Origin of the sequence: Nostoc sp. C110, from assembly GCF_043099725.1 — a bacterium.
Classification (GTDB): domain Bacteria; phylum Cyanobacteriota; class Cyanobacteriia; order Cyanobacteriales; family Nostocaceae; genus Nostoc; species Nostoc muscorum_A.
Window position 1 is genome coordinate 6,271,645 of record NZ_CP171148.1, and the last position, 21,895, is coordinate 6,293,539.

Annotated in this window: 18 protein-coding genes and 1 pseudogene; 6 read left to right on the top strand and 13 right to left on the bottom strand. The window is 40.9% G+C overall.

From position 1 onward, the window contains the following. Positions 1-637 precede the first annotated feature (637 nt). The 3 genes from ACFFRD_RS31910 to ACFFRD_RS31920 form a co-directional block, all read right to left on the bottom strand. Entirely contained in the window at positions 638-1,621 is a 984-nt protein-coding gene (locus tag ACFFRD_RS31910) for an RNA polymerase sigma factor, RpoD/SigA family (RefSeq protein ID WP_012410436.1), read from the bottom strand. 590 nt (positions 1,622-2,211) lie between these two features. Next, positions 2,212-3,942: an ATP-binding protein gene (locus ACFFRD_RS31915; RefSeq protein WP_114081999.1), complete on the bottom strand. Its 1,731-nt coding sequence runs from the start codon at positions 3,940-3,942 to the stop codon at positions 2,212-2,214. Between the two features lie 165 nt (positions 3,943-4,107). Beyond that, the gene (locus tag ACFFRD_RS31920) at positions 4,108-4,899 is read right to left on the bottom strand and encodes a glutathione S-transferase family protein (protein ID WP_190963488.1); all 792 of its coding nucleotides are present in this window, start codon (positions 4,897-4,899) and stop codon (positions 4,108-4,110) included. Positions 4,900-5,245: 346 nt separating this feature from the next. Between ACFFRD_RS31920 and ACFFRD_RS31925 the strand changes: the two genes are divergently transcribed. Beyond that, positions 5,246-6,076: a fasciclin domain-containing protein gene (locus ACFFRD_RS31925; protein WP_392479810.1), complete on the top strand. Its 831-nt coding sequence runs from the start codon at positions 5,246-5,248 to the stop codon at positions 6,074-6,076. A 133-nt stretch (positions 6,077-6,209) separates the two neighbouring features. Here the strand turns inward: ACFFRD_RS31925 and ACFFRD_RS31930 are convergent, their stop codons facing one another. Then, complete coding sequence (locus ACFFRD_RS31930) at positions 6,210-7,043, bottom strand: polysaccharide deacetylase family protein (protein ID WP_392483218.1); 834 nt, start codon at positions 7,041-7,043, stop codon at positions 6,210-6,212. Between the two features lie 711 nt (positions 7,044-7,754). Continuing rightward, a complete protein-coding gene (gene hemL, locus ACFFRD_RS31935; RefSeq protein WP_114081826.1) occupies positions 7,755-9,053 on the bottom strand; it encodes a glutamate-1-semialdehyde 2,1-aminomutase in 1,299 nt (432 codons plus the stop codon). Positions 9,054-9,159: 106 nt separating this feature from the next. Here hemL and ACFFRD_RS31940 point away from each other — a divergent pair, with 106 nt between their 5' ends. Both ACFFRD_RS31940 and hisIE read left to right on the top strand, forming a co-directional pair. Then, positions 9,160-9,348, top strand: coding sequence for a ChaB family protein (locus tag ACFFRD_RS31940; RefSeq protein ID WP_012410442.1), 189 nt, complete (start codon positions 9,160-9,162; stop codon positions 9,346-9,348). A 101-nt stretch (positions 9,349-9,449) separates the two neighbouring features. Next, positions 9,450-10,100: a bifunctional phosphoribosyl-AMP cyclohydrolase/phosphoribosyl-ATP diphosphatase HisIE gene (gene hisIE / locus ACFFRD_RS31945; RefSeq protein WP_114081825.1), complete on the top strand. Its 651-nt coding sequence runs from the start codon at positions 9,450-9,452 to the stop codon at positions 10,098-10,100. 190 nt (positions 10,101-10,290) lie between these two features. Here the strand turns inward: hisIE and ACFFRD_RS31950 are convergent, their stop codons facing one another. Next, positions 10,291-11,574, bottom strand: a complete 1,284-nt coding sequence (locus tag ACFFRD_RS31950) for an MFS transporter (RefSeq protein ID WP_392479812.1) — start codon at positions 11,572-11,574, stop codon at positions 10,291-10,293. A 206-nt stretch (positions 11,575-11,780) separates the two neighbouring features. Next, complete coding sequence (locus tag ACFFRD_RS31955) at positions 11,781-12,155, bottom strand: hypothetical protein (protein ID WP_392479814.1); 375 nt, start codon at positions 12,153-12,155, stop codon at positions 11,781-11,783. On the opposite strand from ACFFRD_RS31955, the pseudogene ACFFRD_RS31960 reads away from it, so the two are divergent. Beyond that, positions 12,154-12,345, top strand: a pseudogene (locus ACFFRD_RS31960) (DUF2811 domain-containing protein); the annotation flags it as partial. The gene ACFFRD_RS31955 and the pseudogene ACFFRD_RS31960 sit on opposite strands and share 2 nt — an antisense overlap. A 471-nt stretch (positions 12,346-12,816) precedes the next feature. Next, on the top strand, positions 12,817-14,031 hold the full coding sequence (locus ACFFRD_RS31965; RefSeq protein ID WP_392479815.1) for an RNA-guided endonuclease InsQ/TnpB family protein: 1,215 nt from the start codon (positions 12,817-12,819) through the stop codon (positions 14,029-14,031). A gap of 189 nt (positions 14,032-14,220) precedes the next feature. Here the strand turns inward: ACFFRD_RS31965 and ACFFRD_RS31970 are convergent, their stop codons facing one another. After that, positions 14,221-14,940 carry a response regulator transcription factor gene (locus ACFFRD_RS31970; RefSeq protein ID WP_041565535.1) on the bottom strand — a complete coding sequence of 240 codons (720 nt, stop codon included), beginning with the start codon at positions 14,938-14,940 and terminating at the stop codon, positions 14,221-14,223. A 622-nt stretch (positions 14,941-15,562) separates the two neighbouring features. Between ACFFRD_RS31970 and ACFFRD_RS31975 the strand changes: the two genes are divergently transcribed. Next, a complete protein-coding gene (locus tag ACFFRD_RS31975) occupies positions 15,563-16,192 on the top strand; it encodes a CPP1-like family protein (protein ID WP_163927547.1) in 630 nt (209 codons plus the stop codon). 148 nt (positions 16,193-16,340) lie between these two features. Here the strand turns inward: ACFFRD_RS31975 and ACFFRD_RS31980 are convergent, their stop codons facing one another. The 5 genes from ACFFRD_RS31980 to ACFFRD_RS32000 form a co-directional block, all read right to left on the bottom strand. Beyond that, positions 16,341-17,033 (bottom strand): HAD family hydrolase, encoded by a 693-nt coding sequence (locus ACFFRD_RS31980; RefSeq protein WP_392479817.1) that lies wholly within the window; start codon positions 17,031-17,033, stop codon positions 16,341-16,343. A gap of 103 nt (positions 17,034-17,136) precedes the next feature. After that, on the bottom strand, positions 17,137-18,213 hold the full coding sequence (gene hppD / locus ACFFRD_RS31985; protein WP_392479818.1) for a 4-hydroxyphenylpyruvate dioxygenase: 1,077 nt from the start codon (positions 18,211-18,213) through the stop codon (positions 17,137-17,139). A 106-nt stretch (positions 18,214-18,319) separates the two neighbouring features. After that, positions 18,320-19,024 (bottom strand): SDR family oxidoreductase, encoded by a 705-nt coding sequence (locus ACFFRD_RS31990; RefSeq protein WP_392479819.1) that lies wholly within the window; start codon positions 19,022-19,024, stop codon positions 18,320-18,322. 81 nt (positions 19,025-19,105) lie between these two features. Continuing rightward, a complete protein-coding gene (locus ACFFRD_RS31995; RefSeq protein WP_392479821.1) occupies positions 19,106-20,395 on the bottom strand; it encodes an NYN domain-containing protein in 1,290 nt (429 codons plus the stop codon). Between the two features lie 184 nt (positions 20,396-20,579). Beyond that, on the bottom strand, positions 20,580-21,359 hold the full coding sequence (locus tag ACFFRD_RS32000; RefSeq protein WP_163927552.1) for a phosphate ABC transporter ATP-binding protein: 780 nt from the start codon (positions 21,357-21,359) through the stop codon (positions 20,580-20,582). Positions 21,360-21,895 lie beyond the last annotated feature (536 nt).

A 21,895-nucleotide genomic window follows, 5' to 3' on the forward strand; every position in this document is an offset into this window, starting at 1 on the left:
CCTGTTAAAAAATCAACTAAGTTCTTTAGAACTTACTTAAACTATAACCAAGTCTTAATTGTCAAAAGACTTTGTTAACGACTTATATTACTATTGTCCAAAAAAGAAAACTGTCAAAAACCAAAGTTTTTATTTAATCTAGCCCAACAATCTTAGATTACCACCAGTTAGGGGAAGTAGAGCAGCGTAAACAATTAAAGGTTTGTAGTGTTCGCGCAGCGTCTCGTTGGCGTTCGCGGAGCGTGTCGCAGACAAGCCTCTCGTAGAGAAGAGAGGGCTTGAGCCCGTCAAATAGGACTAAACCTTTTACTACAAACTAATATTAATCAACTTTACATTAATTAATATTAGTTTGAGTTATTTTTCATCCAATAGATTCATCCCGTTGGGTGAAGTTAATCAGAAATTAGATCCTTTCAATCAATATGGGTTTCGTAGTACCTTATTTTTTACTTTTTAATAAATAAAAATACTGATAGTATTTTCTCGGATTTGTCGCCGTAGAAATACAGCCTCAGATCAAAATATTTTTCCTGGCTATCAGTATATTTTTCCTGGCTATCATTATAAAAAAATAGCCCCCTGAATTCAGGAGGCTCATCATGCTCTAGAGACGCGGGATTTCGCGTCTCCATCTTTAACTAGCAACGTATTCTTGGACATTGGCGCGACGACGACGCAGATGAGCCAAAGCTTGATGCTCTAACTGGCGGACACGTTCGCGGCTGAGATTCAATCTCTCACCCACTTTCGCCAATGACATTTCGTTACCATCTTCTAAACCAAAGCGTAGAGCTAAAACTTCTCGCTGTTGCGGGGTTAGTTCTGCTAGTAGGTTGTTCAAATCTTGGCGTAAAAATTCCTGGTTGGTGTAATACTCTGGTGATGGGCCGCTATCTTCGAGCATTTCTTGCAACTCAGTATCTTGGTTATCGCCAACTTTAACGTCCAAAGACACTGGTTGACGCGCCATATTCAGGTACTCGCGGATCTGAGCAGGTTCTAGTTCCAGTTCTTTGGCAATTTCGGCTGGAGTAGGCGATCGCCCCAAGGTTTGAGCTAACTCACGCTGTACTTTCTTGATTTTGTTCAGTTTTTCGGTAATGTGGATCGGCAACCGGATAGTACGTCCTTGTTGAGCGATCGCGCGGGTAATAGCTTGGCGAATCCACCAGTAAGCGTAAGTCGAGAATTTATAACCCCTCATTGGGTCAAATTTCTCCACACCCCGCTCTAATCCTAGTGTTCCTTCCTGAATTAAATCCAGAAATTCCATATTTCGCTTTTGGTATTTTTTCGCAATAGCAACGACCAAGCGTAAATTCGCTTCGATCATTTTTTGCTTTGCTCGCTTACCTTGAGCTACTGTTTGTTGTACTTCAGTTTCCGATTGTTGAACCACGTCAGCCCACTCTGACATATCCGGTTCGCGGTGCAGTTTCTTCGCCAAAACCTCTTTGGCATCGATGAGCGTCATCATTTGTTGAACCTGCTTCCCATATACAATCTCTTGTTCACGGGTTAGCAGTGGTACACGGCCAATTTCTCGCAGATAGGTTCGCACCATATCAGCCGTGAATCTGGTGTTGAGATTTTCCGTTTGGGTATTGACAGTAGGCATTGGTGCGTTGTCCTCTACTCCGTAAATAAAATGTATGTTTTCTTACTAAAATGGATGGATAAAGGTAGTAAATCTATCACGAAATATTAGGAGCTACTAAAAACAATTATCAATTGATAGAGACGTTTTTAAGACGTTAAGCCCCTAAGATAGGTTCCCCTACCTTCCCTAAATTTTCAATCTCTTATTAGCACAGTGGTTATTTTTGAGAATTCTTACTTTAGGTAGTTACTGAGGTAACGAGTAAATCCGAAGTCGGTATGAGTTCACTTAGTTTTATAGTACGATAAATCAGGCAGATAGTAAAGTATCTTAAGATAAAACTTTCAATTGTAATCCAAAATTGGTCGTTTGGAAAAAAATTTAGGCTTCCTTGAAATTACTGACTATATCTATAGTGACCTCAAAAACCCCTCTTCTGTTGCCAAAAAGTAGCCGGATAACCGAACTTAATTTCTTGTGAGGATGGAGGGATGTTACGAATTGGGAATTGGGCATTGGTCGCTAAGGGATTAATCTTGATGTAGATTAATCAGTGACTTCCCGTAGGACAAATGACCAATGACCAATGACCAATGACAAATAACTATTTAAAATCCCAGGTCAGCTTTGGCGAGTTCAGCAGCAGCAAATACTTCCGCGTCAGGTTTTTCTTCCCAGGCTGGCTCACCAATTTCTTCGTAAAAAGTTGCGTCGTAAGGACGGGTACGTACTACTACGGGCATGGGTACGGCATGACCCAAAATTAAAGCTTGTTGTTTAGAGTCTAACTTTGCCAGTACCGATCGCAGTCCGCTACCACCAGATACACCCGTAAAAATCGCGTCAATGTCTTTTTCGTCATTAAGCAAAGCGGTAATGCGAGTTCCAATCTGGGACATAACTTCATTATCTATGCCTGATGGACGTTGATCAACTACCAAAAGTGTGACAAAATACTTCCGCAACTCACGGGCAATAGTCCCAAAGATAGTGCTTTGTACGATAGCCGGGTCAAGAAAACGGTGTGCCTCTTCAATGGTAATCATCAACGGCGTGGGGCGATCGCAAGGGTTTTTGCTTTGCAAAAATTTATCTGCTTTTTTGACGTAATGCTCGTGGATACGTCGGGTGATCATGTTCGTCACCAACATATAAGAGAGCATATTAGACTGGGAACCAAATTCTATCACAACATTCTTCCCAGATTCCAGACATTGCACAATTTTACTAATGTAATTCTGGGGGCAAACTGCTCGCATATACTTCAAGCTGTCCATCCGCAAGAGTTTGCGCTGCAATGCCATAATCGAGCCTTTGTGTCCGCGTTTCTCGTCGCAGAACATCTCGATTTCTTCGTTAGTCATGTTCAGCAATTGGACAATCCAAGACTTGCCAAACTCACTATATAGAATATTGGCGTTATCTAGGGCTGCGTCAGATAGTCCTAAATCTCGACTACATAACTTAATATCTTCAACTTCTATTTGCTCGTAACTCAAATAAAGCTCTTGAGCATCACGCACACCCCGGCGCTTTGTCGATTCAGGATCGAGTGTATAAACTTCCACCTTACTTGGAAAAAGTTGCTTTAATCCCTTAACTGTATTGACGTTCTTTCCTTCTGCGACAGCTTCCCAGCCATACTCAGAGTGCATATCAAAAATTAAATTTACTGCCGCATTTTTACGGATAACACCAGCTAAAAGTAGCCGAGTTAGAAAGGATTTACCAGTACCAGATTTCCCAAAAACCCCATTACTCCGTTCCACGAAGCGGTTTAAATCGATACAAACGGGCACATCCATATCCAAAGGTTTCCCTATGGAAAAATTTCGCCTTTGGGGGTCATCTTCCCAACCAAACACGCGGCGAAAGTCGTCAACACTGGCTTCGTAAACTTGACTAAAGTGGCTAGGAATAGTTTTAACAGGCAACAATTCCATCGTCGTGCTGGTTTGTGGCACAAAGGAAGCTAAACCCGTTACTGATGGGATAAAGGGATTTGCCGATTTGCCGTTTGTTGGGGAGAAAGATTCTTCCGCTTCGGGAGTGAACATCAACATCGGTGCGAGGTTGATAGTACCATAAGTACCACTTCCGGCTAAAACATCCCGTAAAAAAGTGTCTTCCCAACTGGGGGGATTAGCAATAATTCGGGCATTAGCAGCTCCTAATGCTACATCTGTCAGCATACAAAAAAAGCGCGATCGCATCCCTTGCACAACAAGAAACTTACCAACCCGCATATCTTCCACAGAAATGTCAGGATGCAATCGTACTTCTAAACCTTCAGTTAGAGAACCTTGAATAACCGAACCTAATGGCTGTCCCGAATTCATCTGATTTGTCATTTGTCATTTGTCATTGGTCATTGGTCATTGGTCATTTGTCACTAGTTATTAATTATTCTCCCTAATCTTCCTAATCTCCATGTCCCATGCCCAATTCCCAATGCCCCATTCCCCATGCCCAATTCCCAATTCCCAATGCCCAATTCCCATTCCCTAATCAATCTGAATCGAAGTTGGCGCACTCCCTGCTGAGGTGGTACTGATTAATGGTTTACGGAATTGGGCGTAAATGCGATCGCGCCAGGTAAAGAATGGTTCATAATCTATATTCTCTGAAAAGATTGGCAATCCTTTTCCTCTAATAGAAGCTGGTAAATCCAGATAGGGGCCAGGGGGGAACTTGAGTAATATCGATAAGCCAGCCACTGACAAGTCAGCTAAAGTCGGCTCATCTCCAGTTAAATAAGGACTATCTGCCAATAATAACGTTAGCGCTTCCAAATCTTGTTTTAAAGATGCGATCGCTGACTGAATCACATCTGGACTATAACCTACCCCAAAACCCAACACTGTCAGTAAGTCAGTAGGTACTCCTCCAACCAGACTTTTAAATATATCTGGTGTTGAGGTGGGTAATAAAGACTTGCGGAAATTTTGATCTTGACTTACAGCTGCAAATAGCGCTTTCCTACCTTTGATACCTATAGATTCATCCGCCCATTCTTCTATCAATAAAGTTAAACCCCGTTTTTTCGGATCTTGGGGTATTATGGGGCGATCAGGATACTCTAAGTCTAAATACTTAGCTATTTCCGTAGAATCCGCAATATATTTATTACGATCCTTTAATACTGGGACTTGTTTCTGACCAGTCAACCGGAACAGTTCTACTTGTCCAATCCCAGGCGTAACTTCTATTTTGCGGTAATCTAGTCCTTTAAAATCTAGAATTAGGCGCACTTTCTCTGAGTATTGAGATAGTTCCCATTGGTATAATTCCAGCATGTTGTATACCTGATAACTGGTCAACTTCTTAAACTTTACAATTGTATCTTTAGTTAAAGTAATTTTTCTTTACATTAGTTGCTCTTCATACTCTTTTAGAGTTGAGGCTACACCAAGTGAGGCTTTTTAACTCTTTATCAGTGTGACCGAGAAAATATACTCATTACATAAAATATATGGTAGATATATTTCATACCGATCAGCTTGATCAGAGGTTATATATGTTACTTCGCTAGCAAAAACTCTTCTGAGGAAAAATTTTACTTCCCTCTTCGGTTAGATTTTGTGCATAGCAAAATGTTATAAATCTTTATGTAATGTATGGACAAAAAGACAAACAAAATTTATGAAGACAAATAACAGCAAATTGCTGACCACGTTGGCAGGCATAGTAGGATTCACTAGTTTAAGCCTTCTCATTACTTTACCATCTGAAGCCAAAGAGGTATTAAATCCTAACCCCAGTATTTTCAACGAAGCCCCCTATAACAAGGGTCAACGCCTTCAAGTAAACGCTCAATACACACCTACTGAGGCTGCTTCCGAAACACAAAAGGGCAATACCAAGCGCAAACAAGTAGCACAGAAAGGTAGTGTAACCAATCCCAGACCCAGTATTTTCAACGAGCCTCCTTATAACCGTGGTGGTAGTGCTACACCTATTGAACCAAAACCTCCCACGCCAGGTACTACCCCGGAAACTCAACCCGGTGAGAAACCTACTACAACTCCACCAGGCCCAGGGGCAAGTGACAATCAAGGCAAAAACCTGTTAGCGTTGGCAGAGTCAAACGCTTCTTTTACAACCTTAACCAAGGCTTTGAAAGCAGCAGGGTTGACTGGAGCATTACAAGGCAAAGATAACTTAACTATTTTTGCACCCACCGATGCCGCGTTTGCTAAGTTGCCAGCAGATGCTTTGAAAGAATTGTTAAACCCAGCCAACAAAGAAGTATTGCTCAAGATTTTAACTTACCATGTAGTACCTGGTAAGGTATTGTCCACTGATTTGAAGTCTGGTGAAGTTAAAAGCCTCGAAGGTGGCGCAATCAACGTTAAGGTTGATCCTTCTACTGGTGTAACCGTCAATGATGCTAAGGTTACACAAGCAGATATCACAGGCAGCAACGGTGTAATCCACGCAATTGATCAGGTAATTTTGCCTCCTGACTTGTAGCTTGTAAGTATTAGTACAATCAGTAACAGAATTAGGTAGGAATAAAGTATTAATACATAAAAATTCCGTTCAATGTTAATTTTGGACGGTTTTTTTGTATTGTAATAACGGTGAGCTAAATTGGCAAGCCCACCTAATGGTTTTGGTTTTGTTTTGTAATCAGCTTTTGATCCTTATCTTGCATTTCTAAAAGTTCAGGGATAGTAACAAAGCTATAGCCCTGTTTCCGAAAGTTGGCAATAATTTCTGGTAAAGCTTGTACAGTTTTAGAGCGATTACCACCACCATCATGCATCAACACAATTCCACCTGGCTTGGCTCTTCTGAACACATTATTAATTAACTTTGGTACAGCAGGACGTGAGTAGTCTACAGAGTCAGATGACCAGAGGATGATGGCATATTTGCTATTTTTAGCGTAATCAGCCACTCCATTGTGCATGATTCCCCCTGGTGGTCGAAATAGATTTGTTTTAATCCCTGTTACTTGATAAATCTGGTCTGCTGTGTGGTCAATTTCATAAGCGGCTGCTTGTGGATTCAAAAACTGATACCAGTGATGCCAAGTATGATTACCAATTACGTGACCTTCAGCAATTTCTCGCTTCAGTAAGCCTGGATAATTTTTCACATTCTGCCCAATGACAAAAAATGTCCCTTTGATTTGATTTTGTTTGAGAATATCTAGTACCTGGGCAGTGCTTTCAGGCCATGGCCCATCATCAAAGGTGAGAGCAATTACTTTCTGTTGGGGACTAAGTTTCGCCGCACTAACTATTGCTCCTTGAAAGCTTGGTGGCACAGAATATGAAAGACCCTTTATTTGTGCTTGTTGCTGCCAAATTTTAAGCATCGTTGCTTTTAATTCTTCAATCTGCTGTTGGGCCCCAAATTTGGCTGGTAGCTTGTTTACATTTATATTTTCTGTACTTTGGGCCTCAGATGATCTTGACTTGATAAACATCATCGTGGTGGTACTCAAGACAAGCAACGCTATTAATATTTTTTGCACACCAAAAAATGATTTATTGTCCTCTACTTCATAGCTCCTTCAGGGGTAGAACCATTTTTTCACAATACTTATGGCAGTTTTTACACTCTTATAAGCCTTGTCATGCAAACTACAGCATGATTAGTAATATCTTTTAAAGTTAGCTCTAACCCTGACTCCGAAAAAATGCCTTACTCTAAGGATATCTAAATATCTATAAACAAAACCCTCACCAGGAAAGTGAGAGCGTTCTTGCACCTTAGTTGTCGTAGACTACAAGATATGAAGGAAATTTAGATAACTATAAAAGGCAATTAATTTTGCCTTGTTAACATGAATATACTTAATGTAGTTTAAATATTGCATACTGCATTGACGAAACCATTACGAAATTATGACAAAGGTGTGACCTTATTTGAGTGATAACGGTACAGTACAGACCCGTTAAAAAATTTCTTTGCTCCCCTACTATACAAGATGAGTCAACAGCATTGGCTGATGAAAGTTCTGCAAATAAGGCTTTAGATTCAGCACTCTTGAATGACCAAGAGGGCAAAACAAGGGTATTAAAGTAAGGATTCATTTTTGTGGGGCGGGCAAGATTAACTACCCCGCGAAATGGTAGATAATATCCCCACCCCACAAGAGGTAACTGGATACTTGTTTATCTGGGAATCCCTTAACAACTTACAGACTAGACATTACATCCCGTGCAACTGCTAAAGTTTGATCAATGTCTTCTTCAGTGTGAGCAAAAGACGTAAACCCAGCTTCAAATTGAGAGGGTGCTAGGTAAACACCACGTTCTAACATACCCCGATGGAAGCGTCCGAATTTGGCTGTATCAGACTTTTTCGCATCTTCGTAGTTATGAACTGGGCCAGAGGTAAAGAATAAGCCAAACATCGCGCTGATTTGACCGCCGCAAGCTGCATGACCAGTTTCTTTAGCAATTTGCAGCAAACCATCTGCTAGCTTTTTAGTAATCCGCTCAAGATAATCGTAAGTACCTGGCTTTTGCAGCAATTCTAAAGTCTTAATACCAGCAGTCATCGCCAAGGGATTACCAGAAAGAGTCCCAGCTTGATATACAGGACCAGCAGGGGCAACCATTGACATAATATCTCGGCGACCGCCATAAGCTCCTACTGGCAAACCACCACCAATAACCTTGCCCAAGGTTGTTAAATCGGGGGTAACGCCAAATTTTTCTTGAGCCCCACCGTAAGCAATGCGGAAGCCTGTCATCACTTCGTCAAATACCAATAAGGCTCCATACTCGTGAGTGAGTTCCCGTAATCCTTCTAAGAAACCTGCGTCGGGTGCAATAAATCCAGCATTACCAACAACTGGTTCAAGAATAACGCCAGCAATCTCGTCGCGGTTTTCTTCAAACAAAGCTTTGACGGATTCTAGGTCATTGTAAGGTGCGGTTAGAGTAGTGCTAGTTGCCGCTTTCGGAACTCCTGGTGAGTCTGGTAAGCCAAGTGTGGCAACACCAGAACCTGCCTTCACAAGAAAGGTATCGGCGTGTCCGTGGTAACAACCTTCAAACTTGATGATTTTGTCTCGGTTGGTGAAAGCCCGCATCAGCCGCAAAACTCCCATACAGGCTTCAGTTCCAGAGTTAACAAATCTGACCATTTCGATGCTGGGAACGGCATCGATGACCATTTCTGCCAAAACATTTTCTAGAGTTGAGGGAGCGCCGAAACTGGTGCCTTTTTCTAAAGCTTCATGCAACGCTGCAATTACTTCTGGATGAGCATGACCGCAAATAGCTGGGCCCCAAGTACCTACATAGTCTATATATTGGTTGCCATCTACATCCCAAATATATGCGCCTTTAACACGATCAAAAACGATGGGTTGTCCACCTACAGATTTAAAGGCACGAACTGGAGAACTGACTCCTCCGGGCATGAGGTTTTGAGCAGCAGCGAAGACCTCTTGTGATTTTGTTGTTTTAATTGTGGTATTTACCAAGGTTCTCTCCTAACAGTGGACAATAAAAAGCTCTATCTCAGGATAGGGTTAAAAATTGCTTAGAATTTCTATCCTATAGAATTAACTGAACCAAAAAAATAACAATATGTTATACAAGTCCAACAAAGACTTGCCTCTAGATATTCAAACTCGATTATCTGAAGCATACCAGGATCTTTACCGAGCAGCTTTTAACTCGGCCATCCATTGGTATGGTGAGGCATCAAAAGCTCATAAAGTTGCTTTAAGTGCTGTAAAAATGCAGTCTGCAATGGAACACAATGCTCTTGTTTAGAGATAGATAAGGTAGTTAAATTCAAAAAAACATACCAGTTGCTCTATTCAGAATGGTATCGTAAATCCATAAGTTATTCTCATTAGAGCAAAATAGCTGGTATGTCTTCTAACGATTTGCGATCGCTACATTACGCCATCCCTGTTGAAAAAATTCACTACGATGAACGGGGTTTAGTGCCTGCAATTGTCCAAGATTATTTGGATGGTACTGTCCTAATGATGGCGTGGATGAATCAGGAGTCGTTACAAAAAACTTTAGAAACTGAAGAAACTTGGTTTTGGAGCCGTTCCCGGCAAGAATTATGGCACAAGGGGGCGACTTCTGGACATATTCAAAAAGTGCAAAGTATCCGTTATGACTGTGATAGTGATGCGCTGCTCATAGGGGTAGAGCAATTAGGAGATGTTGCTTGCCATACTGGAGAACGTAGTTGTTTTCACCAAATAGAAGGAAATATTGTCCCACCACCAGGGGATACATTGTCGCAATTGTTTCAAATAATATGCGATCGCCGCGACAATCCTACTGAAAGTTCTTATACCTGTAAGTTATTCGCAGGTGGCGATAACAAAATTTTGAAAAAGATCGGTGAGGAAACCGCCGAGGTGGTAATGGCTTTCAAGGATGATGAAGCAGATGCGATCGCAGGTGAAGTGGCTGATTTGCTATATCATACCTTGGTTGCCTTAGCTCACCATCAAGTTGATTTGAAATCTGTGTATCGTAAGTTGCAAGAACGTCGCCAATGAGGAGGAAAGGGAGCAGGGGGCAGGGAGAAAGAGGCTTTTCCGATTTTTGCACAGATGCGGTAATCATAAGTGATTAACCGGACTTTTAACTTCTTTCTTTGTGTCCTTTGCGTCCTACCCTGCGGGAAGCCGCTCCGCGTCTATGCGGTTCGTTTTTCTTCCTTGTACTTAAATATGGTTTAGCGCATCTTCATACAGAATTGGTATCAGCTAAAATTCGATTGAGATACTGTAAAATCACCACGACAATCAGCACACTCAAGGGGAATCCTAGCCAAAAAGTATTGGTAATAATTTGCGGTTGATCTAATGCCCATCCACCCAAAGGATGACCAATAAAAGACCCAATCGCCCAACACACAGCATTGACGGAGAAATAAACGCCACGTTGATTTTCCGGGGCTAACTCAGTGACTAAAGAGGCGGCAGACGGAGTATAAGAAACAATTGCAACTGCAAATACTCCCAATGCCAATGCTACCCAAGCTAAATTATAAGATGAGGCAGTACCGCTTACCCAAATGAGTCCAAACCCAACTCCCCAAAGAATGGCGGAAACGGTGAGTGCCAGTGTGTGAGAACAGCGTTTTAAGAAACTAGTGACAGGCAACTGACAAATGATAGCTAGCACCAGATGCCAAGCAAATAGAACGCTAATAATAGTTTGAGCAAATCCTTCGGTAGTACTTTTGATAACAAAGTTTTTGAAGTAAAGCGGCAGGGTGCTATGGATTTGAGAAATATAGATTGTAAAGAATATATTAACTGCGATGTAGACCAGGAAACCGCGATCGCTTAATACTGCCATCCAAGAAGCAAAATGTGCCGTCTTTTCAGATTCTCCTATCTGCTGTTGTTCGGTTTTACTAATTCCCACATAGACAACCCCAAAAAACATCAGAAAAGAGATGGCATCAATGATAAATAGCCATCGATAACTCCCAATTACCGCGATCAAAAACCCAGCAAGCATAATTCCGATCGCTAACCCAAGATTATCAGCCAGTCGTGCGATCGCAAAAGTTTCGCGGCGATTGTCAATCTGGCTAGCGTCAGCAACAACAGCTTCAGCCGCAGGCCAATAGAAACCTATCCCTAAACCGCTAATCAAGCTACCAATTACCAAAATAGTAAAATCATTGGTTGCAGCTAAAACCAGAGAAGCAATTGCTGAAATCGCCGTCGCTAGCAACAAAGTGCGGCGGCGGCCCCAGTGTTCAGAATCAGCCAAAGAACCACCTACAATCCTCCCTACAATGCCGGAAATCGAGGCGCTACCCAAGGCTACCCCAACACTGGTTGCAGATAAACCAACTTCATTCACAAAAAAGATGGGGGCGTAAAACAGGGTACAGCCAGTTCCAACTTCCGAGAGAAATCTACCTATTGCAAAAATCCAGACTTGGGGATGTATTGAGGGCAGCCACGATGATAGCTGAGATTGAGAAGCTAATTTCATGAGTTTAGATGTCATAGTTTGGTGACATTTTTGTAATTCTTATCATTGGCTGCTATTTTTCTCACTCATTCCACAGGGTTTCCACAGGGATTTTAGCAGTTTTCCACAGGTTCACTACGAACTAATGGGCTTCTTACCCTCTGACTGGGGATTGTTAATTAACAGTGGCGAATAACTTCAAGGACTGAGTTTTTATAAAGTAAAGTAACGAAAAATAGGCTCTAATGCTTATTCTTTCGTTCGCATTTATTTTTTATACATTCATTTTTAACATTTCGCAGCATTGACAAACCCACCCCCTCTTGGCGCACAATGATTCGGCTTGCTTTTGTAATTCCTTCAACCGTTGGCATCAAATGTGTAAAATATATTACCTGAGATGTGGGCGTAGATTGTCGGGATGGCAAAAGAGTGGTGAGGTAGTTCGGTCTTCTCCCAAAGGGAGAGGCTAGCGCCAAGGGGGTTTCCCCTCTTGAGTTACTACCGTTCGCCCTTGGCGTGCCGGAGGCATCACCCGTAAGGGTGAGGAAGCCATAAGCCGCTTCACCGCAAGCAACTTGTCCCTCTTGATTATCCTCATAGGAGGAAAATCTCATGAAATCAACGGTTAGCATCTTTACAGAAATTCCCGAAACACTCCACGAATCCTTAAAAAACTACTTAGAAACCCATCCTGATTGGGATGAAAATAGGGTATTGACGGCGGCACTATCATTGTTTTTACTCCAAAATGGAGATAGCGATCGCCGGGCTGCCCGAGTTTATCTGGAAACTTTATTCCACCACTCCTCAGTAGAAACGCCCAGCATCGATTCACCCGCAACAGCTAATCTATTAGATACTCCATAGGTACGGGCGTTATTCTCGCTCATACTCTAATGTGGGCACGGCAAACCGTGCCCCATAAATGGGATTTGATCCAATAGCGATTAAGCATATCGGGGCAATATTACAATGGACATCTCCGAAAATGATTGTAGAGACGTAGCACTGCTACGTCTCTACAAGGATTCTGGATAACGCATATTTAATTTCTGGAGATGTCTAATAAAAAGGATTCAGTAGATTCTGCTCTATAACTTGCTTAAAACTATACGCAGCAAGGGCAATTCATGAATTGCTCCTACTGCGTATACGTATTTTTACGAGGCGTGATGCGTAAAGCCCCCGCGCAACAGATGCGGGGGATATAAGCGAATGCGCCAAATTTATTTGGCTTTAAAAACAGATAGACTGTTTTTAAGATATCATGGGTATATGTTAAACCTAACTTATACCTATCGCCTAAAACTTTTGCAGCAACAATCCCAAACCTACGACGCATGGCTAGAAACGTCTCGTAGGGTTTGGAATTTTGCGTTAGGAGAGAGGAAAGATTGGTATAACTCAAGGTCATGCAGAATTGATGCTTGCAGCCTAAAAAGTGAGTATATTATTCCGTCCGATGCACCCCGACCAACGTTTGCGTCTCAATGCAAAGCCTTAACTCAAGCAAGAATTACTAATTCTGACTTAAATACAGCACATTCTCAGATGTTGCAGCAGGTATTAAGGCGATTGGAAAAAGCATTTGTTGGGATGTGGGAATCAGGAAGAGGTTTTCCACGATTCAAAAAACAAGGGAGAATGCGGTCTTTATTGTTTCCACAATTAGGAGTTAATCCAATTATTGGAAGCAAAGTTAAACTTCCTGGCGTGGGATGGGTGAAAATGCAATTATCCCGACCTATCCCAGATGGGTTTGTAGCAAAACAAGCTCAAGTGGTGAAGAAAGCTTCGGGATGGTATGTAATGCTCACGCTGCAAGCCGATGTAGATGTTCCAAGCTTTGCGCCGCACGGTCATCCAGTCGGTATTGATTTGGGGCTGAAAAGTTTTTTAGCCACATCTACTGGTGAACAAATCGCTAGACCTAGATTTTTTGTGGATCTCCAACGCCAGATGAAATTGCTGCAACAAAGAGTTAGCCATAAAAAATTGGGGTCAAATAACTGGCGAAAAGCTCAACGGAAGGTATCACGACTACACGAGCATATTCACAACACCCGCAAGGATTTTCATTTCAAGTTGGCGCATAAGCTATGTGACCAAGGCGGAATGATATTTGCTGAGAATTTGAACTTTAAAGCGTGGGCTAAAGGAATGTTTTCAAAGCATACTTTAGACGCAGGTTTTGGTGAATTTCTCTCAATCTTAGAATGGGTATGTTGGAAACGTGGGGTATATTTTGCCAAGGTTAATCCTAACGGCACTAGCCAAACCTGTCCCAACTGCAACCACCACACGGGCAAAAAAGATTTAAATCAGAGAATTCATCTTTGTGGTGAGTGTGGATTCCAAACTGATAGAGACGTTGCTGCCGCTATGGTAGTGATGCAACGTGGACTTGCAGCCGTAGGGCATACGGTCAAGATGCTTGGCGAGGGGTTAAGCAGTAGCTCCCTTTTGACCCAAGAATCCCCCGTTTTATAAACGGGGGAGTGTCAATGTCCACTGTTTTAAATTGATAAACCAACATTTCAAATAACTGTCTGGTCAGTATTTGAGCAATTCTATCTATGTTTAATTGTCTAAATTTGTCTTTTACTGAAGCTAAAGAAATTCACTAATCACTACCCCATAAGTCAACAGTCAAGAGTTAAAAAACTCTAGACTATAGACTCAGGACTTGGCTTCTAAATGTTGGGGGTGAGCAGGAGATTCAAACTTATACCCTACGCCACGTACAGTTTGAATTAATGCTGGCTGACTAGCATCAATTTCAATCTTCTTGCGAATTTGACCAATATGTACATCTACAACCCGTTGGTCGCCGACATATTCATAGTCCCACACCTCTTGGATTAGTTCTGCCCGTCGCCAAACTCGACCTGGATGACTTGCTAAAAAATGCAACAAGTCAAATTCCAGTGCAGTTAAGGGTACTGCTTGGTTATTAAGTGCTACCTCCCGTCGCACTGGATCAATCATCAGTTTTTCAAATACCAAGCGTTTCTGCTCGGCAGTAGTTATCACTCGCTGTCGTCTCAAAATCGCTCCGACTCTGACTTCTAGCTCTCCCAACCCAAAAGGCTTGGTGAGATAGTCGTCAGCACCTTTGGCAAAGCCGCGAATTTTGTCAGCTTCGTCAGCACGGCTAGTCAACATCAGAACAAAAACACCATTACGACTTTGCATCTCTTGGCAAAGGTTAAACCCCGTTACATCTGGTAGATTCACGTCTAGAATCACCAAATCAGGGTTAAATTGCTCAAATAGAGCTAAGGCTGTCTTTCCATCTTCGGCAGCCTCCACCTGATAGTTCTGTTTAATCAAAAAGCGTTGGATTAAATTCCGAACTGCAGGATCGTCGTCAACTACAAGAATCTTGGCAGGAGCCATGACCATTACTTTGCACAAAAATTCGTAAGATTAACAAGAGGGTTGCGTAAAAACGCAGTTACCACTTTGGGACTAACTAAGAATCTACATGGCTACGGTATGGGAATCCCGATCATTCACAAATAAATACTGTAATCAGAAATGTGGGCGATGAAAACGCGAAACTTCTTTTAGCCACAGTAGATAGGCGCTCTGACTTTAGCCGTAATAGTTCTAGTTAGATGGCAACTTAAAACGTTTCAATTTTAAATCGATATGCGGATATATACCACAAGCGATTATTCAGTATAATTAAAAAAATTCTATTAGGGCACAGTAATTTTGCCAAATTGAAAGCAGTAAAGTTAATTTTTTCATAAAAACTCTGGATTTTAGGTACTCTCCGTTCAAATTCTAGATTAAAGCCAGAATTAAGCAACGACATGAGGGTATACACGGAGTTATAGCGATATGTTAAAGTGACTATAGTTGAAATTACAAAGTCAATCAAACTAACCCGTGCTACTATCCTGGTAGGGCATAAAAGTAGGTCGAGACTTTAGTTTCGATTAAAACAAAACCTAAAACTGTTTTTTATTCGACAAAAGACTGCCGCTGACTGAGGCTGAAGTAACAAACTCCCATGAGCGATCAAAATCCCTACGAAAAACTTGGGGTATCAGAAGAGGCTAGCTTCGATGAAATTCAGGATGCTCGTAATCGCCTATTCGAGCAACATAGTGGCGATTCCAAGCATTTAGAAGTAATTGAAGCGGCTTACGATGCGATTTTAATGGATCGCTTACGGATGCGCCAGGAAGGTAAAATTAAAGTTCCTGAGCGCATTCGGTTTCCAGAGTTGCGAGTGCAATCACCTCCTAAAGAAAGTCCAACGCCTCGTGAGCAGTCACCTGCATGGCTGCAACGGATGCTGGATCAGCCAACACCTGCGGATATACTTTTACCAGGAGCTTGGTTTCTTGGTTTGAGTTCTATCAGCTTGTTTTACCCAGAGGGAGGCGAGCAGATTTTGCAGTTAGCATTGGTGGTTGGGGTAGGCACCAGTATTTACTTTCTCAATCGCAAGGAAGGCAAATTTGGCCGAGCAGTTTTGTTTACCCTGATAAGTTTAATTATTGGCTTAATCGCTGGGGGACTAGTTGCTAGCTGGCTCTTACCACAAATATCATCATTCACCAATCTGGGAACGAATCAATTCTCTACTGTAGTAACGTTTATATTGTTGTGGTTGGTTAGTAGTTTTCTACGGTAAACCACTAGCTAGTAAGCAAATTTCCATAAAGAATACATGGTTTATGTGTGTTCTTCTCAAATATATAGAGTCAGGAGTCAGAATATGTATTCTGACTCCTGCTTTAATTTGTACGATTAATTTAATCTGTTAGAGCTACAGAGCCTTTCTAGACAAGGTGTTTGGGTTTTAAGACTAAATCTACAGCAGCGCTGAAATCTTTAACGATTAAGTCGGGGTAGTAAAGTTCCAATTGGGTGCGATCGCGAATACCACATTCCACAGCCATCACCTTAATATCATAATTTTTAGCTGCGGTGATGTCGGCTTCCGTATCTCCCACCATCCAGGTATCGGCAGCCGGAGGCAGTTCTTTTAATGCCCTAGCCATTAACAAGGGCTTATCTTCAATATCACGAGTTTTAACGTAGTCGTTACTCAAGCAATAACAACGATTTTCTGGGAAAAATCTCCCTAAATCGTATTTTTTGAAGGCATAATCTAGTTCTCGAACTCGGCGCATCGTCATAACTGCCAAATCAATTCCCGCTTCTTGAATTTTTAACAGTGCATCCACGGCACCAGGCGCGAGAGTGTCATAGTTGAAATAATGTTCTGTATGCACAGTTTGCCGCCGCAACTGGGCAAATTCTTGGGCTTGGGCTTCGTCTAAACCGGAATTTAAGGCAATTTGTTTTTCAGGAACGCGCGATCGCTTTAACTGCCAAAATTCCGCTTTCGGAAGTTCTTGCACTACTTGATCTGGGCGACGAGTTTTCTCTAAGCAAAATTGATAAACACGGTAGTACCGTTCGGAAACATCAATAATTGGGCCGTCGAAGTCAGTAATCAGTCTTAGCATCGGCGGAAAAAGTTAATTTTTATTAAAATTATCTCAGATGTATGGCTATTTTTTGAGGGTATCAAGTCTGGCTGAATTTCAATTGATATTTTGTACTCAGCCATTATTGCAGGGTACCACGTTTGATTTGTTCGCTTTCAATGGCTTCAAATAAGGCGCGAAAATTACCTTCGCCAAATCCTTGAGCTTGGAAACGGCGCTCAATAAACTCAAAGAAAAATGTTGGCTGTTCAAAAATAGGCTGGGTGAAAATTTGCAGTAGTAGGGGTGCAGTTTGTTGTGTCCCTACGGGAGTATATTCTTGCCAGTCTACGAGAATTTCTTGTTGAGCGATCGCTTCTAGTTCTAGAGGTGATAGCGTGAGTCCTGAACGCTGTTTTAGCTGTGAATAGTAGGTTTGGGGAACTGAGAGCAAAGGTAAACCACTGGCACGAAATTTAGCGATCGCACTCACCAGATTAGTTGTCCGTAAGGCAATATGTTGAATACCTGGCCCCCGATTGACATCTAAAAATTCCTGAATTTGGGAATTTTTAGATGCTGGTTCATTAATTGGCAGTTGGACGCTGCCGTTATGCGAAACCATCACCTGACTGTGTAAAGCAGAACGATTGGTTTTAATTTTAAATGCTTGCTGGGGTTGAAAATCTAGGATTTTTTCGTACCAAGCGACAGCATGATCCAATTCACCAACTGCCACATTTAACACAATGTGATCTATAGCAGCAAAAGTGTTGTCATTTGTGATTTGTCCTTTGTCAAAAACTAATGACGAATGACTACTGACAAATGACCTTTCTATTAATGTATGAGTTAGTCCACCCCAGGCGGCAATTTTGCCACACTTGAGAAAAGCCCTACCTACCTGGCGTTCTTGGATGGGTTGTAGGATTTTAGCACCATATTTTTGAGCTTGTGCGATCGCAGCTTCGACATCTTCCACAGCAAAAGCTACATCTGCCACACCAGGGGGATATTTACGCAAAAACTCCGCTACTGGACTTGTAGGTAACAGTGGTGAAGATAGAAAAAAGCAGACAGCACCACTTTTCACCACTTCTGTACAAGTGTGAAACGAACTGTTGCGATCGGCTACTGATTGAAAACCAAGATGGTGTACAAACCAATCCCGCCACATTTTGGCATCTTCTACATAGAAATGAACGTGATCAATTTTCATAGATATTGAAAATCCAGCATAACAGCTTATATATCTGTAAATTTTGCCTCTTTTGCTAGATTTTCATGTCCTTCCTAAGCAGGAATTATTTAGGCGAACTCCCACTCTAAAAGAACAGATGACTATCAGGTTGAATATTAATTTCCATTGGCACAGCTTGCGGTTCTGCGGAAAGGGCAAAGAAAATCGCATTGGCAGCAGTTTCAGGACTGAGCATTTTTTTCCGGTCTACTTTTAGGTTGACATTATCCCAGAAAGGAGAATCTACCCCACCAAAGTAGAATAGCGTGAACTTGATACCAAAACGCTTGAGTTCCTCTGCCATGCACTTGCTAAAACCCACAACACCAAACTTAGAAGCAGAATAAGCTGCTGCCATCCCCATCGAATGCTTGCCGAGAATTCCTACCACATTACAGATGTGACCAGACTTGCGCTTTTGCATCTCTTCAGCAGCCGCCTGGCTAGTATAAAAGCTGCCTTTTAAGTTGACATCTAGCATCTTATCTAAATCAGCAGGTTCCAGGCTGTTGTAAGGCTTGAGTATACCTACACCGGCTGCATTCACTAAAATATCGATTTGACCAAACTGAGCGATGGTCTTTTCTATCAAAATATCTACTTGTTGGGGGTCAGTAATATCAGTGGGAACGGTCAAAACTTCCCCTGGTAAATCAGCCGCTAGTGTTGTTAAACGAACTGCATCTCTTGCAGCCAATACCAACCGGACTCCGGTGGGCGCAAGTTTATGTGTTAAAGCTGAACCAATACCACCAGTAGCACCGACAATAACGACAACTTTATCCTGCATTGCAATATTTATATTTCTTTACATCTGTTTACATAATACTGAATTACAGGCTCAGGTTGTACGTAAACATCCAGAAAGTATTTACTCGCGCAATAGTGCTGTTATCTCATATTCCTTTCCACTCGCTTTTAATGTAAATGTGGGAGATGATTCTAGATATTTAGTAAAATTAGAACCTAACTTTAATTTTTTAATAATTGAATTAGGAGATTCTCCGGTTATTTTCCGGATCTCTGTACCTAGCTTAGACACAGATAACTTAGTTTGGGGAGAATTTATATGTATATCTTGAATAAGTTTAAATAGTAATTTATCTAATATTTCTCGATTAGAAATTTCCGTAAATTCTTCTTGTTCCCCTTGTCCTTTAATAGATTCAGCAAATGAGTTATTTACAACAGATATTGGTTTCTCTTTTTCTGGCTGATTTAAATTATGTTTAATATTGATCTCACATCTTTCTTGAAATGAAGTTGCAACATCCACTAAACTGTTTAATTTAGCATTGATTGATTCTTCTTCAGTTTTAATTAAATCTTGAATTGGATCAATCACTTTTTCAAAAGATGGAACTTCTGTTGCCATTGACAAAGAATAATAAGTTAATTTGCCAGTATTCCGATTTTCTATATGCAAATTTTGCCCTTGTCTACGTACCCAATAAACAATCAATCCCTGGTTTTGGAGTTCGTTACAGAGGTGAATTAAAATTCCATCGCTAGAACAGACTAATATTTCTTTAACTGTTGGATAAGAGCGTAAGATAGAAGCACCGAATGCAATCATTTTTGCATCAGCACTATTTTTACCTTCGGGTACATGGAAAAGTTGATAGCCACGGTTATATAGTTCAATATCTTGCTTCCCAATATTGGGATTTTTCCAGTTAGCAAATGCAATTTTAACTTGGAGAGGAGATTTACAAATACTGGCTAAAAATAATTCTGAATTAATATCTAATTTTAAGTTTTCTGCATCCAAAAGTAGAAGAGAGATTCCTGTTTCTAACTTATGTCTAATTTCATTTTCTTGCTGAGTTTTTAAGAGCAATTGGCTGAACACAGAAGATTCTAAGCAATCAGGTGATAGTATAGTTTGCAGAAGTTCTTCAGCTAATATAAAATTAAAAGAGCCAAGACCTTTCTCTGTGATTTTTTCTTCTGGCAGGTTTTTTACTAAAGGAAGTTCCGCCTCATCAGTCATAGATACTTTAGTATGTCCATTGCTGTTAGCAAGCAAGTCCATTTCCAGGGAACGAGGTAATGCAGGCTCAAAGAATTGTTTGCCACAATTTTTGCAGAGGTAATTCTGCTGGTCATTGCTACGACCATTTTTATAATATGAAGTAGATTCGCACAGAGGACATTTCATCTTATGGTTCAGGTGGTCTAGGCAGATACTTTTCTTTAAGTATATAGTATAAAAAAAGACTGTCAATATCAGTCTGCATTGCCCAACACAAGAAGAACTCAAAGTAAGCAGAAATTAAATTCAACCTTAATTTCCGCCTGCACTATGTCATAGCCCTCTGAATAGTTAGATTTTAAGAAACGCTTCAATTAACGCGGGCGAAAACGTAGTCACGGGTGCGAGAATCTACGGGATTAGTAAAAATTTTATTTGTAGTACCAAATTCAACCATTTGGGTAATACGATTTTCATTACTATGAAAGAAAGCCGTAAAATCAGATAGGCGAGTAACTTGATGCATGTTGTGAGTAACGATCACAATTGTTAACTCAGAGCGCAAGTTATGGATCAAATGCTCAATTTTCATGCTAGCGGCAGGATCAAGACCTGAACAAGGCTCATCCATCAACAAAACATTTGGTTTGACTGCTAAAGCCCGAGCAATACATAATCTTTGTTGTTGACCACCAGAAAGTTCTAAAGCAGACTTGTGCAACTTATTTTTCACTTCATCCCAAAGTTCGGCAGCTTTGATGGCAGATTCAACAATTCCATCTAATTCTACTTTCGGATGCCATCCAATTAATTTCACTCCATAAGCAACATTATCGTAAACACTCATAGGAAAAAGATTTGGCTTGGGAAAAACCATACTAACTTGGCGACGTAAGCGATTGATATTGACCCGACGCTCATAAATACTCTGACCAAAAAATTCTACTTTTCCTTCAACCTTCACTTCTCCTTCTAGTTCACTCATGCGATTTAACGATTTAATAAAAGTAGACTTGCCACAACCGCTAGAACCAATAATTGCCGTGATTTGGTTTTGGTAAATATCCATTGACACGCCTTCAACTATCTTTTGAGTGTCGTAAGAGAAGCTGAAGTTTTTGACTCTGATGGCTGGAATTAGTTTACTCATATTGCCAAAACGTGTAAAACAAAACTTAACTAAGTAAAACAGTACAAATTAGCACAGATGTTTCACTATGTTACTCCTAAAAGTAGATATACATGGAAATTACGTAGTTATGCTGTAGTCATCCAGCAGATAAACTGTTATTAGATATTCATCTTAAGACTGTGTTCCAAAAATTATCTTTTATAGACTTTTTATGCCTATCTTTTCCCCCTTAATTGACGTATCATCCTTTGTTATGAGAAAGGATTTGGTCTGGTTAGATTTAAAATAGCTATATAGAAATCCGCTTTGATTTTTGTTCGCGCGGCGTGGTGTAGCCATACTTACTTGTGTGGGTTTGCAAGAGGCAATAGGAAAAAAGGCTTTTTGAGTTGTATAAAGTTTTTTCAAAAATCAAATATGAGTTCTATATCAATATCACATACCCTTCATGTATAGTGAAGAGTTAGTTTATTTATCAAGATAAATTAGTAACTTTTTTAAACTACATTTTATGAGTATCTTCTAGCGCGAGATAGTTCGACAAAAATCAATAA